The sequence below is a fragment of the Variovorax gracilis genome, assembly GCF_030317115.1.
In the GTDB taxonomy this organism is placed as follows: domain Bacteria; phylum Pseudomonadota; class Gammaproteobacteria; order Burkholderiales; family Burkholderiaceae_C; genus Variovorax; species Variovorax gracilis.
In genome coordinates, this window is sequence record NZ_JASZYF010000003.1 from 17,206 (window position 1) to 31,713 (window position 14,508).

Annotated in this window: 14 protein-coding genes, 1 tRNA gene and 1 pseudogene; 5 read left to right on the forward strand and 11 right to left on the reverse strand. The window is 62.8% G+C overall.

The window, feature by feature from the left end:
* Nucleotides 1–712: 712 nt before the first annotated feature.
* Nucleotides 713–1,549, forward strand: a complete 837-nt coding sequence (locus QTH97_RS07940) for a ParB/RepB/Spo0J family partition protein (RefSeq protein WP_286567590.1) — start codon at nt 713–715, stop codon at nt 1,547–1,549.
* Between the two features lie 99 nt (nt 1,550–1,648).
* Here the strand turns inward: QTH97_RS07940 and QTH97_RS07945 are convergent, their stop codons facing one another.
* On the reverse strand, nt 1,649–2,806 hold the full coding sequence (locus QTH97_RS07945; protein WP_286567591.1) for a hypothetical protein: 1,158 nt from the start codon (nt 2,804–2,806) through the stop codon (nt 1,649–1,651).
* A 136-nt stretch (nt 2,807–2,942) separates the two neighbouring features.
* Nucleotides 2,943–3,311 (reverse strand): annotated as a pseudogene (locus QTH97_RS36955) (hypothetical protein); the annotation flags it as partial.
* Nucleotides 3,312–3,955: 644 nt separating this feature from the next.
* Here QTH97_RS36955 and QTH97_RS07955 point away from each other — a divergent pair.
* The 3 genes from QTH97_RS07955 (at nt 3,956) to QTH97_RS07965 (ending at nt 6,427) form a co-directional block, all read left to right on the forward strand.
* The gene (locus tag QTH97_RS07955) at nt 3,956–4,258 is read left to right on the forward strand and encodes a hypothetical protein (protein ID WP_286567593.1); all 303 of its coding nucleotides are present in this window, start codon (nt 3,956–3,958) and stop codon (nt 4,256–4,258) included.
* A gap of 346 nt (nt 4,259–4,604) precedes the next feature.
* On the forward strand, nt 4,605–4,835 hold the full coding sequence (locus QTH97_RS07960; RefSeq protein ID WP_286567594.1) for a hypothetical protein: 231 nt from the start codon (nt 4,605–4,607) through the stop codon (nt 4,833–4,835).
* Entirely contained in the window at nt 4,832–6,427 is a 1,596-nt protein-coding gene (locus tag QTH97_RS07965) for a recombinase family protein (RefSeq protein WP_286567595.1), read from the forward strand. The genes QTH97_RS07960 and QTH97_RS07965 overlap by 4 nt, the downstream gene beginning before the upstream one ends.
* Here QTH97_RS07965 and QTH97_RS07970 read toward each other — a convergent pair.
* The 6 genes from QTH97_RS07970 to petA all read right to left on the reverse strand — a co-directional run bounded on the left by QTH97_RS07970 (nt 6,401) and on the right by petA (nt 10,603).
* A tRNA-Thr gene (locus QTH97_RS07970) sits at nt 6,401–6,476 on the reverse strand. The genes QTH97_RS07965 and QTH97_RS07970 overlap by 27 nt on opposite strands.
* A gap of 40 nt (nt 6,477–6,516) precedes the next feature.
* A complete protein-coding gene (locus QTH97_RS07975; RefSeq protein ID WP_286567596.1) occupies nt 6,517–7,083 on the reverse strand; it encodes a ClpXP protease specificity-enhancing factor in 567 nt (188 codons plus the stop codon).
* A 16-nt stretch (nt 7,084–7,099) separates the two neighbouring features.
* A complete protein-coding gene (locus QTH97_RS07980; RefSeq protein WP_286567597.1) occupies nt 7,100–7,711 on the reverse strand; it encodes a glutathione S-transferase N-terminal domain-containing protein in 612 nt (203 codons plus the stop codon).
* Nucleotides 7,712–7,802: 91 nt separating this feature from the next.
* Nucleotides 7,803–8,558 carry a cytochrome c1 gene (locus QTH97_RS07985; protein ID WP_286567598.1) on the reverse strand — a complete coding sequence of 252 codons (756 nt, stop codon included), beginning with the start codon at nt 8,556–8,558 and terminating at the stop codon, nt 7,803–7,805.
* A 16-nt stretch (nt 8,559–8,574) separates the two neighbouring features.
* Entirely contained in the window at nt 8,575–9,975 is a 1,401-nt protein-coding gene (locus QTH97_RS07990) for a cytochrome b (protein ID WP_286567599.1), read from the reverse strand.
* Nucleotides 9,976–9,988: 13 nt separating this feature from the next.
* The gene (petA, locus tag QTH97_RS07995) at nt 9,989–10,603 is read right to left on the reverse strand and encodes a ubiquinol-cytochrome c reductase iron-sulfur subunit (protein WP_286567600.1); all 615 of its coding nucleotides are present in this window, start codon (nt 10,601–10,603) and stop codon (nt 9,989–9,991) included.
* A gap of 174 nt (nt 10,604–10,777) precedes the next feature.
* Here petA and mscL point away from each other — a divergent pair, with 174 nt between their 5' ends.
* Nucleotides 10,778–11,203, forward strand: coding sequence for a large conductance mechanosensitive channel protein MscL (gene mscL / locus QTH97_RS08000; protein ID WP_286567947.1), 426 nt, complete (start codon nt 10,778–10,780; stop codon nt 11,201–11,203).
* Here the strand turns inward: mscL and pdxA are convergent.
* Genes pdxA through QTH97_RS08015 form a run of 3 tightly spaced genes read right to left on the reverse strand, consistent with a single transcriptional unit; the run spans nt 11,190 to nt 14,361 of the window.
* On the reverse strand, nt 11,190–12,248 hold the full coding sequence (gene pdxA / locus QTH97_RS08005; RefSeq protein ID WP_286567601.1) for a 4-hydroxythreonine-4-phosphate dehydrogenase PdxA: 1,059 nt from the start codon (nt 12,246–12,248) through the stop codon (nt 11,190–11,192). The two genes, mscL and pdxA, sit on opposite strands and share 14 nt — an antisense overlap.
* The gene (locus QTH97_RS08010) at nt 12,245–13,018 is read right to left on the reverse strand and encodes a Nif3-like dinuclear metal center hexameric protein (RefSeq protein WP_286567602.1); all 774 of its coding nucleotides are present in this window, start codon (nt 13,016–13,018) and stop codon (nt 12,245–12,247) included. The genes pdxA and QTH97_RS08010 overlap by 4 nt, the downstream gene beginning before the upstream one ends.
* A complete protein-coding gene (locus tag QTH97_RS08015; protein WP_286567603.1) occupies nt 13,018–14,361 on the reverse strand; it encodes an MFS transporter in 1,344 nt (447 codons plus the stop codon). Before QTH97_RS08015 ends, QTH97_RS08010 begins: the two co-directional genes overlap by 1 nt.
* Nucleotides 14,362–14,508: the final 147 nt, after the last annotated feature.

Consider the following 14,508-nt stretch of genomic DNA (forward strand, 5'->3'; position numbering starts at 1 on the left):
GGGCGAGGGCTCGCGCAGCAGGGACTTTCTGGGCCCGTCAAATCGAAGCTTGAAAAGCTGCATCGACTCTCTCTACCTCTGCGGCACAGCACATACGCAATGAACCTCGTGCGATCTTCAGGAGCTGCGACTACGCGAGCACAACCTCTGCGGGTCAGGCGCGATCAAGCGGCCCCAGGGAGGAGCCCCTCGAATCCGTAAACTCAACGCTGTACTCTCATTCAGACTAGTCTATAGTTGACTATTCAACCTCCAACGAGGTCGAGTTGCCACGGTCGATCTCGACATCCATTCCTGGATGAAAGGCTCGTCCGCGCAACGCGCCGGTCGGACGACAACGGGCAAGCCATGCGGGGGAGTCGTTCAATCCTCCTGAGCGAAGCCGCGCATCGTTGGCCACGCGGTCCTGATCGTCGGCAGCAGTGAAGAGGAAAGAGACGCTCCTATGCCCGCCCCACACAATTCCAGCAAAGTCAGCGCCAAGGTCTCCGCCGCAAAGGTCTCCGCAAAGGGACGGGCCCCACGCGCCAGCGGGAAGGCTCCACTTGGACGTGCTAAGCAGGCCGCACCAGCGCCCCGCCGTCGGCCTCTTGCGCAAGCGGCGTCGAGCCAGGCCTTGTCGGCTGAACCGGGCGAGGCATGTCCGGCACCACTCGCCAGCCGTGCACCCATCACCACCAGCCCATCCAGCATCGCTGCACCTGAGCCCGAGATGGCGCCAACACCATCGGCCGCCCTGCGTCGCATCGATGCCCGATTGATTGGCCACTCGAAGTGGGCCAATCGCATCCACGAAGACGCGGACACGCCCGAATTTCAGGAGCTCAAGGCCAGCATCCAGCGCGCAGGTGGCAACGTGCAGCCGATCAAGGTTCGGCCGATCCCGCCTTCGGTGCAGGCGAGCGCGGTGGCCGCGCAGGGCGCGATGCGGTTCGAGATCGTGTTCGGTCACCGCCGCCATCGGGCCTGTCTGGAACTGGGCGTCCCTGTTAATGCGATCGTGGCGTCGATGGATGACCTGCAGCTGTTCGCCGAGATGGACCGCGAGAACCGGGCGCACCGGGCGCTGTCGCCGTTCGAACAGGGACAGATGTTCAAGCGCGCACTGGACGCAGGCCTGTTCGCGTCGGTGCGACGCTTGGCGCAGGAGCTGACCATTGACGTGAGCCTGGTGAGCAAGGCGATCGCCATCGCAAGCCTGCCTGAGCCGGTGCATCAGGCGTTCTCGTCGCCGAACGACATCCAGTACCGATGGGCACGTCCATTGAAAGCCGCTTGCGCCGCGGCTTTGCAGCGCACCATCGACAGCGCCATGCGCCTGAAGGCGCAGAACAGCGCCGCCTCGGTCAGCCCCAGCCGGATCTTCCAGATGCTCGTGAGTGAAGCGGGTGGGCGGGGGGAGGATGCGCAGGAGGTGTGCGGCAAGCAGGCGCATGCCGCCTTCAAGATCGATCGTCGCGGGCGGCTGGCCATCTGGTTTGACCGGCGGTTGAGCGAGGCCCTGGTCATGAGACTGCGAACGTCGCTGGAGAAATTGCTCAACGAGTAGCGGCGCTGGAGCGGAGTGCGACCCCAGCGCACCCCTGCCGCAGCGCCCATCGAGGCAGCCCGCGCCCCCCGCCCAGGCGGGATGGCAGTTACTCATTTGCTACAAATTTACGCCCTGAAGTCGGTGAAAAGAAGCGCCTGTCCCCCGCGCCCAGGCGTTGCCGAGCCGCCTCGCTTCGCTGTCGGGCGTGTTCGTGGACGCAGAACGACCAGCGCCGGGACATGGCCCGGCGCTCCCTCCCCCAACAGGCGTCGCTACCGCGGGGGACGCGCCCGCGACGCGACGGACCCGCAAGGACCCCCAACAGACCTTACGGCGCGCGCGCGACGGTGTGGCCTTGTGCCAGGCGTGGTACAGCGCGTCGGCCCACGCCTGCAGGATCGGACGCAAGCGCGGGATGGCCACCTTCCGGTTGTAGACGCGGTACACCGCAGAGCCGACCTTGTGGTCCAGGATCAACTCGATCTCGTCACGAGAGTACTGGCGCTCCCCCTTCGGCGTCGTTTGATCGTTGGCCCAGGTGAAAAAGGTGCTGCGCCAGCCGTGGGGACAATGCACCCCTGCCCCAGGCGGTACGCATAGTGACGCACCAGGGTGTTTTCGGTAATGTGGCTGGCGGTATCGAGCGGACTGAAGAAGACCCACTCGCTGTGCCGATCCAGGCTCTTGAGCAACTCCGTCGCTTGCCGGGGCAAGGGCACGATGTGATGGGAGCAAAAGTTCATGTCGCCATGCCCGCCGCTGCGATCGGTCGTCTTCATGATCCCGCGCTTGCGCGGGATGCTCCACACCGTGCAGTCCGGGTTCAGGTCCTCCCACCGCATCGCCACAATGTTGCCGCGCCAGCAGCGCGCACATCAGCGAAGCGCGCACCAATTGCCATTCCGCATTGACATTGTCGTTGTCACGCAGGATCTGCCCCGCGTCGGCCAGGTCCAGCATGGCAGGGCGGTGGCGTTCACCGTTGTCGCTGGCCCGGCGATAGGCCCGCAGCTTGGGCGTTTCGGCCAGCGCGGCCAGTTCAGTGTGCTCTACCAGGCCGACGCCCAGCGCATACCTGGCGACGCCTTGAATGATCATGCGCAGTTTCTTCCCGGTGCTCACCGACTGCTTGACGCACGCCGTCAGCGCGCCCACGGCCATCGGAACAATGATCTCGTTCAGGCGCGCGTTCCACAACGCCCGGGGCCTCAGCCAGCGCTCGTAGATGCTCTTCATCTCGCGCGCGTACTTTTCGGTCCCCAGGGCCGGCTTCATGGTTGGCGGCCCACCAGGCCTCGCACGCATAGCCGAACGTGGCGGCCTGGTTGTCACGGCGCTCTTTTGCCAGCGCCGCGGCCTTGTGGGCCGTCCCGTGGATCCCCAAGTGGGCGAGCTGACGGGCAGCAGCCGCCGCCGTGCGGGCCGCCTCCAGCCCCAGCTCAGGGTACGCGCCGAGGGTGACCTCGCTGACACGCGGGCGCGCTTGTGCTTGCTCATCGCGCTGGTCTTGATCATCGCGCTCGTCCTGGTCATCGCCCGCTGCGGGGTGATCGAGCCCAACAGGGATTTTGGCAACCTTCACGCGCACCCGCCAGATCCGTTGGCCTGCGGGTGCGCGCTGAATCATGTACAGGGCGCCTCCATCGCTCAGCTTGGCCGGGTGCTCGGGATCGGTGCACCCCGGCCAATCCTTGATGATGTCGTCGGTGAGCAGTTTCTCCGGCCCCCGCCGCGGGGCAATCGCGGGCAGTTCAGGCAACTGACGTGGGTCCTCGTCCATGGTCTAACTCCTTGACAGTTGAGGAAGGAAGGGAGGTGTCCGGACGAGCTCGACCTTAGGCACCGCCGAATATTCGGCGTATGGGCACAAAGATCGCGCATTTGGAGGAACGGGAGCAGTCGCAGCGAGGCAAGCGCCATTTGGCAGCGCGAGCGAATGCGACCCGTGCTCGCCGTCGGCCTGTTGAATTGTTCAACGCCCATGCGGGACCGCACGCCAGCGCGCAGGCCGACGTGGTCAGATAATCAGACTATGGGCGCCGCACACATCACGGCACCGGGTTGGCCTGGGGCCGCCGCACAAAGACACCCACAAATCGCGCGATGGTGCGCAAGGCGCCCTCGCAACGCGGTTCTGCCTGGGCGCGTACCCCGAGCGGTTTTTGCGTACCCTCTCGCGCCGCCCCGGCCGCAAGGGCGACGGGGTGCCACGCCCGCTCGAAGGCGCGGCCCCAAAAACAAAGGGTGCCCCATTTCTGGGGCACCCTTCGAGGGAAGATGGCGGAACCGGAGGGAGTCGAACCGCATCGGGTCGGACCCGCCAAGCGAATTGCGAGGAACCCCCAGATACTGAGTCTTCCTCAAGGGCTAGTTCGAAGCCCGATGACACGGCTACGACTTTCAATTCTCAGGCCTTCACAGCAAATGGCCTCCGGCAATTGCAGCGAGCCTCGAGCAGAAACGGATGAAACCCGACTCGATGCAGAGGATCAAATCGGCAGCAGCGAACCTTCCGTCCAGCAACTATTCCACAAGCGATTCGCCCATCGCGATGGGCGAATCGACACCCCCCAGTCGTATGCTGCGAAAGATCATGAGGAACTGAAAGCGAGCATCAAAGACGGCGGCATCAATGTGCAGGCGATCAAGGTCCACGCCGTCCGCGACGATAGCCCCCAGCGGCGGCTGTCAGTTCAGGATCTACCCACGACTTCGAGAGGATGGTGAGCAAGGCGCCCGAAAACAGTATGGCCAGCCACGTCTTTCGAGCGTCGGCGGGCTTGGACGAAACCAGCCCTACCTCGCCCAGACTTACATACGGCTTCGCTGCGCAGAGTACGACCATTGAGCCGTAGCCAGGAGCGGATGTTGTGGTTCAACGCCCGCAGACCCGGCATGTGAGATCTAACATTGTCTCAATCGCCAAGACTAAATCATTCTTTTTTCATCGTTAAACCAAGAAGCTTCACCCTATCATTCGAACCATACGTGGAGCAAATATTGACACAATCTCGTCACAGCGCTACGCTTTCTTGCTGCAACCCACGGCCGTGCGGTGGAAGAGGTGTCAATCATGGTGAAGACGTTGTTGGTACGTCTGCGCGATGCCGAGGGCAGCAAGCACCAGCGATTTCAGATGCTGGAAGTAGTTTTCCGGCCGACCTTTTCCAAGAATCGACCGGATCCGTCTGAGTTGAAGTCGCTAGCCCCCGCTATGCGCGCCCTGATCGAGGAACTAGCCGGCATTCGCATTGACGCGGTGGGTGAGCCCACCACGCCGCAGAGTGATGAGGGATCAGTATGAATGTCGCAATCTACGCACGAGTGAGCACTGGTCGGCAGGCCGAGGAAGGCCTGAGCATCGAGGCGCAAGTCAAACTCACTACAGATTGGGCGAAGCGTGAAGGTCACAAAGTCTGCAAAGACTTTATTGAAAATGGCAGATCGGCCACCGATGACAACCGTCCGGTCTTCCAGCAAATGATCAGGTATGCGCTTTCCGAAGATCACCCAGTTGACGCCATTGTCGTCCACACGCAATCACGATTTTTTCGTGATTCCTACGGATTGGCGTCGTATGAAAGACTTCTGAAAAAGCACGACATCGACTTGATTAGCACCACACAGCCTGTCGGCAATGACAGCGCCGCGATTATCTATCGCGGCACACTCGCTCTTTACGACGAATACGTGAGCAGAGAAAACGGAAAGAACACCCAGCGCTCAATGCTCGAGAACGCTCGCCAAGGATATTTCAACGGGGCCCGACCCCCGTTCGGCTACGAGGCTGTCGAGACGGACGTGAAAGGACGCAGCGGTTTCAAGCGTAAGCTTGCAATCAATGACGAAGAAGCTGTGATCGTCAAGGAGATATACGCAATGGGAGGCGAAGGCCTCGGAGTGAAGAAGATTGCTACCGAGCTTAACCGCCGCGGACTAACCATGCGCGGGAGCCCATGGGGCATTCAAACCGTTTGGTACATTCTGAGTTCGACGACCTACAAAGGAACCTACCTGTACAACTGCGTCGAAGGTCGCACTGGAAAAAAGCGTGACATTTCAGAGCAGATTTCCGTCGACGTGCCTCCTATCGTTTCACCTGACGTATGGGACAAGTGCGCGGCGCTTCGCGCCGAACGTGCGCCCATGAAGTGCGAGGACTTCCAATACCGAGCTGATGCCAGTCCGACATTATTGACGGGCATAGCAAAGTGTCGCTGCGGCGCAGGACTGGTGTTGATGTCGGGCAAGAGCGGCTCTTACGACTACTATCGTTGCGCTCGGCGGCAGTATCAGGGCTCGTCGACCTGCGACGCGCCCAATATCCCGCGGGAGATGCTTGAAACAGAGGTCCTCAATGTAGTGATCGACAAGGTGGTTCGACCGGAACGCCTTGCGAAGGCGATCGCCGATTTCCAGCAAGAGTTCTTGCAGATGCAGGAACCCCTTCGTTTGAAACAGCTTTCGCTTCAGCGCGAGCATGCAGCGATCACGCAAAAGATCAACATGTGGTACGGAAAGATCGAAGAAGGCGAACCGCTGACGGAGACGCTTCGCGCTCGTCTGAATGACTTCAGCCGCCGTCACGCTTTCCTAACCGAGGAACTGCGTGACCTGGAAAAGCAGCGGCAGGTGCCGTTGAAGAAAATCGGCAGCAACCAGATTAACGACTTCTGTCGCTCCTTCGCGAAAGTAGTCCTCGATAGGGATAGTCCTCACGCGAAGGCTTATCTGAAATCAATCGTGAGCGAAATTCGCGTGCTGCCGACAGGTGGCGAGATCCGCGGAACCAACGGGCAACTGGCCTCTGCGCCGTCGCGCTGGAAGCCGGGCACCGTCGAAATGACGGTGCCCGGTCACATATCAGAATGGTGCCGCTTGTCGGAATCGAACTGACGACCTACCGCTTACAAGGCGGTTGCTCTACCAACTGAGCTAAAGCGGCGGGAGAGGGAATTTTAGCGGGGCGGCATCGGCCGCATTGCTCATTTGATCCGCTTGAGCGAGGGTCGCGACCCACCACCGGCCGGCGGACGTGGCGGATCCTCGGGATCCACAGGCGTATTGCTGGTCTCCACGGCTTCTTCAGCGCCTTCACCGGTCACGAGATGAACGATCCTGCTCGCGTCGCCTTCGGTGCCCCGAGACGCATCGCGCAGCGGTGTGCGCGACACGGAGGGCGGAGACGTCGCCGCAGAGGGCGCCGAGCCACTGTCAGGCTGCGCCGGGGCGGGCGCGGGAAAGGCCATGCCCTGCCCGTTCTCTCGCGCATAGATCGCGATCACGCGGCCCACGGGCACGCTGATCTCCCGGGCCGTGCCGGCGAAACGCGCCTTGAACTCGATGAAATCGTTGCCCAGCTTGAGCGAGCTCGTCGCATCGAAGCTGATGTTCAACACGATTTCGCCGTTCTTGACGTACTCGCGCGGCACCTGGACGGTGTCGTCGACCTGCACGGCGACATACGGCGTGAAGCCGTTGTCCGTGCACCATTCATACAGCGCCCGGATGAGGTACGGGCGGGTGGATGACGACTCGAGCGCGTTGATCATGGCCGGCTGCGGAGACTCACTTGCGCATGACCTTTTCGGAAGGCGTCAGCGCTTCGATGTAGGCAGGGCGCGAGAAGATGCGTTCGGCGTACTTCAGAAGCGGCGCGGCGTTCTTGCTCAGATCGATGCCGTAGTAGTCCAGGCGCCAGAGCAACGGAGCGATCGCGACGTCGAGCATCGAGAAGTTGTCGCCCAGCATGTACTTGTTCTTGAGGAACACCGGCGCGAGTTGCGTCAGGCGATCGCGGATATGCGAACGCGCCTTTTCGAGCGCCTTTTCGTTGCCCTTGGACGTGCGGTTTTCCAGCGTGGAAACATGCACGAACAGTTCCTTCTCGAAATTCAGCAGGAACAGGCGAACGCGCGCGCGGTCGACAGGGTCGCCGGGCATCAGTTGCGGATGCGGAAAGCGCTCGTCGATGTACTCGTTGATGATGTTCGACTCGTACAGGATCAGGTCGCGTTCGACCAGGATCGGCACCTGGCCGTACGGGTTCATCACGCTGATGTCTTCAGGCTTGTTGTAGAGATCGACATCGCGAATTTCAAAATCCATGCCTTTCTCGAACAGCACGAAGCGGCAGCGATGTGAAAAAGGGCAGGTCGTTCCCGAATACAAGACCATCATGGCGAAAGGCTCCTAAAAATCAAAAAGAGTGGATCGCGTTGGCAACCCACTCTGCGGGACCGGACGCCCGAGGCGCCCGATCGGCATCGAATTACTTGACGTCTTTCCAGTAAGAGGCATTCAAGCGCCATACAAAGACCACTGCCATGACAAGGAACAGCAGCACCCAGACGCCCACGCGGATGCGGGTGTTCTGCGCCGGCTCTGCCATCCACTGCAAATAGCTCACGAGGTCGCCCATCGCCTGGTCATATTGCATCGGCGTCATGGTACCGGGACTGAGTTGCTCCCAACCCTTGAAGACCTCGGTTTCGTGGCCGTGCGACTCGACCTTGTCGAAGATCGGACGGCGCTCACCCTGCAACTCCCACAAGACGTGCGGCATGGCGACAGCCGGGAACGCCAGGTTGTTCCACCCCGTCGCCTTCGTGTCGTCACGGTAGAAAGTGCGCATGTAGGTGTAGAGATAGTCGGCGCCGGTACCGCCATGGCCGGCACGCGAACGCGCAACCAGGGTCAGGTCGGGCGGTACGGTGCCGAACCATTCCTTGGCCTGGCGCGGATCGATGTTCGCCTTCATGGTTTCGCCGACCTTGTCGGTCGTGAACAGCAGATTGTCCTTGATCTGCTGTTCCGAGATACCGATGTCCTGCAGTCGGTTGTAGCGCATGAACGCCGCCGAGTGACAGTTCAGGCAGTAGTTGACGAAGAGCTTGGCGCCGTTCTGCAGGGAAGCCAGGTCGTTCGTCCTGTTCGGCGCCTTGTCCCATGGAATCCCGCCTTCGGCGGCGTGTGCGCCGGTAACGATGCCAAGCGCTGCGATCAACGTGAGGATCAGTTTCTTCATTCTTGTGCTCTCCCGGTCAGTGCGCTGCGAAGGTCACGCGCTCAGGGACCGGCTTGAATTCACCGAGGCGGCTCCACCACGGCATCAACAGGAAGAAACCGAAATAGAACAGAGTACCGATTTGCGACACGCGCTCGCCGACCGGCGACGGTGGCTGGACGCCCAGATAGGCCAGGACCACGAAGTTCACGACGAACACGCCGTACAGGTACTTGTGCCAGCCTGGACGATAGCGGATCGACTTGACCGGGCTGTGATCCAGCCAGGGCAGGAAGAACAGGATGATGACGGCGCCGCCCATGACGACCACGCCCCAGAACTTGGCGTCGATCGACAGCATCATCGCTGCAACGACGACCGCGGCGATCACGATTACGCCCTTGATGAGCGAGGGCACGCGCGCCTTCCAGACACCGAACGCCGCAGCGCCCACCACGCAGGCAATGAGCGCATACATCATCTCGCTGGTGATTGCACGCAGCATCGAATAGAAGGGCGTGAAGTACCAGACCGGTGCGATGTGGTTCGGCGTCTTCAGCGAGTCGGCCGGGATGAAGTTGTTGTATTCCAGGAAGTACCCACCAGCTTCTGGCGCGAAGAAGATCACGGCCGAGAAGATCGTGAGGAACACCACGACGCCGAAGATGTCGTGCACCGTGTAGTACGGATGCGAAGGGATGCCGTCCACCGGATGGCCGTCGGGACCGCGATTGGCCTTGATCTCGATGCCGTCGGGATTGTTCGAGCCCACTTCGTGCAGCGCGATCAGGTGCGCGACGACCAGGCCGAGCAGCACGAGCGGCACGGCGATCACGTGGAAGCTGAAGAAGCGGTTCAGCGTGGCGTCGCTCACCACGTAATCACCGCGGATCAGGAGGGCGAGGTCCGGGCCCACGAAGGGGATGGCGGAGAACAGGTTCACGATCACCTGGGCGCCCCAGTAGCTCATCTGGCCCCAGGGCAGCAGGTAGCCCATGAAGGCCTCGGCCATCAGGCACAGGAAGATCGCGCAGCCGAAGATCCAGATCAGCTCGCGTGGCTTGCGGTAGCTGCCGTAGATCAACCCGCGGAACATGTGCAGGTACACCACGATGAAGAACGCGGAGGCCCCCGTCGAGTGCATGTAGCGGATCAGCCAGCCCCAGGGCACGTCGCGCATGATGTACTCGACCGACGCGAACGCCAGCGAGGCATCTGGCTTGTAGTGCATCACGAGGAAGATGCCGGTCACGATCTGGATCACGAGAACCAGCATCGCGAGCGAGCCGAAGATGTACCAGAAGTTGAAGTTCTTGGGCGCGTAGTACTTGCCCCACTGTTCGTTCCACAGCTTGGTCAGCGGGAAACGGTTGTCGACCCAGTTGAGTGCCTTCTCGCTGGCGGGTGCGTTGGGGGAGATTTCCTTGAATTCAGCCATGTCGTCCTTCTCCTCAAGCCTTCTTGTCGTCGCCGATCAGGAGGCGCGTGTCGGAGAGGTACATGTGCGGAGGCACCGGCAGGTTGTCCGGCGCGGGCTTGTTCTTGAAGACGCGGCCAGCCAGATCGAAGGTCGATCCGTGGCAGGGGCAAAGAAAGCCGCCTTCCCAGTTGTCGGGCAGCGAGGGCTGCGGACCGGCCTGGAACTTGTCCGTCGGCGAGCAACCGAGGTGAGTGCAGATACCGACGACCACGAGGACTTCAGGCTTGATCGAACGGTGCTCGTTGCGAGCGTATTCGGGCGTGAACTCCTCGGGGTTGCGCTTGGACAGCGGATCGGCGAGCTGGGGGTTGAGATTGGGGAGCTCGGCGACCTGGGCGGGAGAGCGCTTCAGGATCCACACGGGCTTGCCGCGCCATTCGACCGTCATCTTCTCGCCCACTTGCAGGGCGCTGATGTCGGCTTCGACCGGCGCACCGGCCGCCTTGGCTTTTTCCGAGGGCTGAAAGGAGCTCACGAACGGGACGGCCACCGCCACCCCGCCCACTGCGCCCGCACAACCTGATGCGATCAACCACGTCCGCTTGCTGGTGTCGATCCGGGGGCGGCCGGCGGTGCTGTCACTCATGGGGATCCTCAATGTTCTTCGCTAGGGTCTTGGGTCAACCAACGATTGTAGCGGAGCGTAAGAAGTGAATTCAACGCGACGCAGCCCTTGCCGCAGGCGATCCGCAAGGCTGCTGCGGCGAGTCCGGCCTCTATACTCGACCGCGTTCAACAACTGCAGAGGGGGTACCCGACCATGAGCTTTCTGAAGGAGTTTCGCGAATTTGCCGTCAAGGGCAACGTGATCGACCTCGCGGTCGGCGTGATCATCGGCGCTGCCTTTGCGAAGATCGTCGACTCGCTGGTGAGCGACATCATCATGCCGATTGTCGGCCTGGTGTTCGGCAAGCTCGATTTCTCGAACCTCTACGTCGTGCTGGGTCCAACGCCTGCAGGGGTTGCCAACAACCTGGCCGATCTCAAGAAGTCCGGAGCACCGGTGCTGGCATACGGCAATTTCATCACCATCGCCGTGAACTTCGTGATCCTGGCCTTCATCATTTTTCTGATGGTCAAGCAGATCAACAAGCTGAAGAAGTCGCAGGAGGCAGCCCCTCCGCCTGCTCCACCCGAGGATGTCGTGCTGCTGCGCGAGATTCGAGACAGCCTCAAGCGTCCCTGACGGCGCCTGACAGCGACTTCGCCATCCTGACGGCCTCGACGAGGCTGGACGGATCGGCCCGCCCCATGCCTGCGATGTCGAACGCGGTCCCGTGATCGGGACTGGTGCGCACCAGCGGCAGGCCGAGCGTGACGTTCACGCCCTTCTCCACACCGAGGTACTTGACCGGGATGAGGCCCTGATCGTGGTACATCGCGATCACGACATCGAACTCGCCGGCTCCGTTTGCCTTGGCGCGAGCCCGCATGAAGATCGTGTCGGGGGCATGAGGCCCGTCTGCGTCGATGCCCTCTGACTGCGCCGCCGAAATGGCCGGCACGATGATGTCGCGCTCTTCCGATCCGAACAGGCCACCCTCCCCCGCATGCGGATTGAGGCCTGCCACGCCGATTCGCGGCGCCCTGCCCAACACCGCGGTGAGCGCGGTCTGCGTGATCCGCAGCGTTTCGAGCACGCCATCGAAGGTCACGGCCTCGATGGCATCGCGCAGCGACATGTGAATGCTGACGAGCACGGTTCGAAGCTCATCGTTGGCCAGCATCATGCGCACCGGCACTTTCGCGATCGGACGGCCCAGGTATGCAGCGGCCTCTGCCTGCAGCAGTTCGGTGTGGCCCGGGAAGGAGAATCCCGCGGCCGACAACGCTTCCTTGTGCAATGGCGCGGTCACGATCGCCGCGATCTCGCCGCGCAGTGCCGCGCGTGCAGCCCATACGACGCAGTCGCCGGCCATGCGTCCCGCGAGGGCGCTGATCTGGCCGACGGCGATCGCGATCTCGGGAGGCTCGATGGCCTGCAGCACGGGGATGCATCCCGGCGGAACGCCCACAACGTCTCCCGGCATCTCGATGACCGCCACAGGCGGTGCGAGCACGCCGGGTACCGCGAGCGCCTGGGCGGCACGTCTCACCGTGCCCACGTCGCCCGCTACGAAGCACCCCGGCATCACGTCAGGTGCGTCGCGAAATGCCTTGACGATGATCTCGGGCCCTATGCCCGCCGGGTCGCCGATCGTGATGGCGACGGGACGCTGAACGCTGCTCACGCCGGGTTGTCGATATCGATGAATTCGTGCGCCAGCCCAAGCTGCGCGGCCACATGGCCGGCCACCGCCGGCGCGCCATAGCGTTCGGTGGCGTGGTGCCCGCAAGCCAGGAAGGCAACGCCCGTTTCGCGGGCGTAGTGAGCCTGGGGCTCGGAGATTTCGCCGGTGATGAAGGCATCCGCACCAGCCGCGATGGCGGCCTCGAAGTAGCTCTGCGCACCGCCTGTGCACCATGCAACGCTCCGGATCTGCCGGGACGTGCCCTCCACAAGCGTCACGGCCTTGCCGAGTGCTTTCTCCACATGGGTGGCCAGCGCCTTGGCGCTCGCGAAGCCCTCGCCGTTCTCGCGCGCGCCCATGAATCCGAGTTCCTGCTCGCCGAAGCGGCCGGCAGAGCCCGGGCGCGCCACAAGCCCCAAGTGCGCGCCAAGCTGCGCGTTGTTGCCAAGTTCGGGATGCGCATCGAGCGGCAAGTGGTATGCGAAGAGATTGACGTCGTCGCCCAGCAGCAGGCCCAGGCGCTGGCGCATCCACCCTGTGACCCGACCGTCCTGGCCACGCCAGAACAAGCCGTGGTGGACGAAGATCGCATCGGCTTCGGCGCGGATGGCCGCCTCGATCAGCGCACGGCTTGCCGTGACGCCGGAGACGATCTTGCGCACCTTCGTGCGGCCTTCCACCTGCAAGCCGTTGGGTCCGTAGTCCTTGAAACGCTCGGGAGCGAGCAGCAGGTCGAACGCGTGAAGAAGTTCGTGGCGGGTCGTGCTCATCACGCCATTGTGGACCTGGCCGCGGCCGCCCGCATGGCATGGCCGCGCGACGCGAGGGGCAACAGGCCGAGCACGAAGCCGAGTCCGGCGAGCGCCGCGACGTAGTGCGCCGGCGCCATCGGATCCTTCTGCAGCCATAGCGTGAGGATGATGGGGGTAAGACCGCCGAAGATGGCGTACGACATGTTGTAGGCAAACGAAAGCCCCGAGAAGCGCACCGGCGCAGGGAACGCACGGACGCCGGCGATCGGCACGGTGGCGATGGTGCCGACGAACAGCCCGACCAGGCCGTAGTGCCAGACCAGCGAAGCGGACGTTCCGGGCAGGCTCGAATAGAAGAGATAGGTAGTGACAACCAGGCCACCCCAGCCGACCAGCATTACCGCGCGAGTACCGATGCGGTCGCAGGCCCAGCCCACCAGGATGCATCCCAACGTCAGCATCAGTGTCGCCACCGCGTTTGCCTCCAGTGCGAGGGCCGCCGGAATGTGGTGCACCTTCTGCAGATAGGTCGGCGTGAAAAGAACGACCACCACGATCGCGGCCGAGAGCACCCAGGTCAGCAGCCCGACGAACGCGCTGGCGCCGCGGTGCTCGCGCAGGATGGTCTTGAGCGGAAGTTCGCGCGCCACGTTGCGGCGATCCGCCAGTTCCTGGAACACCGGCGTCTCGTGCAAGAAGCGGCGCAGATAGACCGACACCAGGCCGAATACGCCGCCGAGGATGAAGGGGATGCGCCACGCAAAGTCACTGACCTCGACCGGCGTGTAGTGCTGGTTGATCGCCATGGCGACCAGCGAACCCAGCAGGATGCCGCCCGTGATGCCCGAAGTCAGCGTGCCGACGCCGAATCCGTAGCGGCGCGACGGCACGTGTTCGGCCACGAACACCCAGGCGCCGGGCATCTCGCCGCCGATCGCCGCGCCCTGCAGCACGCGCATGGCCAGCAGAAGCAGCGGCGCCGCGACGCCGATGCTGGCGTAGGTCGGAAGCAGGCCGATCACCAGCGTGGGTGCGGCCATCAGGAAGATCGACAGCGTGAACATGCGCTTGCGACCGAGCAGGTCGCCGAAATGCGCGATCACGATGCCGCCCAGGGGCCGCGCCAGGTAGCCCGCCGCGAAGATGCCGAAGGTCTGCAGTTGCCGCAGCCAGTCGGGCATGTCTGCCGGGAAGAACAGTGCCCCGAGCACCGTTGCAAAGAACACGTAGATGACAAAGTCGTAGAACTCGAGCGTTCCCCCAAGGGCTGACAAGGCGAGGGTCTTGTAGTCTCGGGCGCCGAGCGTGCGCGTGGGCGTCGATGGCACGGAAACGCCATCGCCAAGGGCTGGTGCAGTCATGGGCAAACGTAAAAGCGAAACGATGGGACGAGGCGCTTCGGCGAACCGAAGCCCGTGGGCTCTTGCGTAAGCGGCCTGTCGCTGCGGGTCTCGTGCGCGCCACACCGGAGAAGGCCCTGTAGAGCGTCCGGCTGCAAGTCCTCCAAT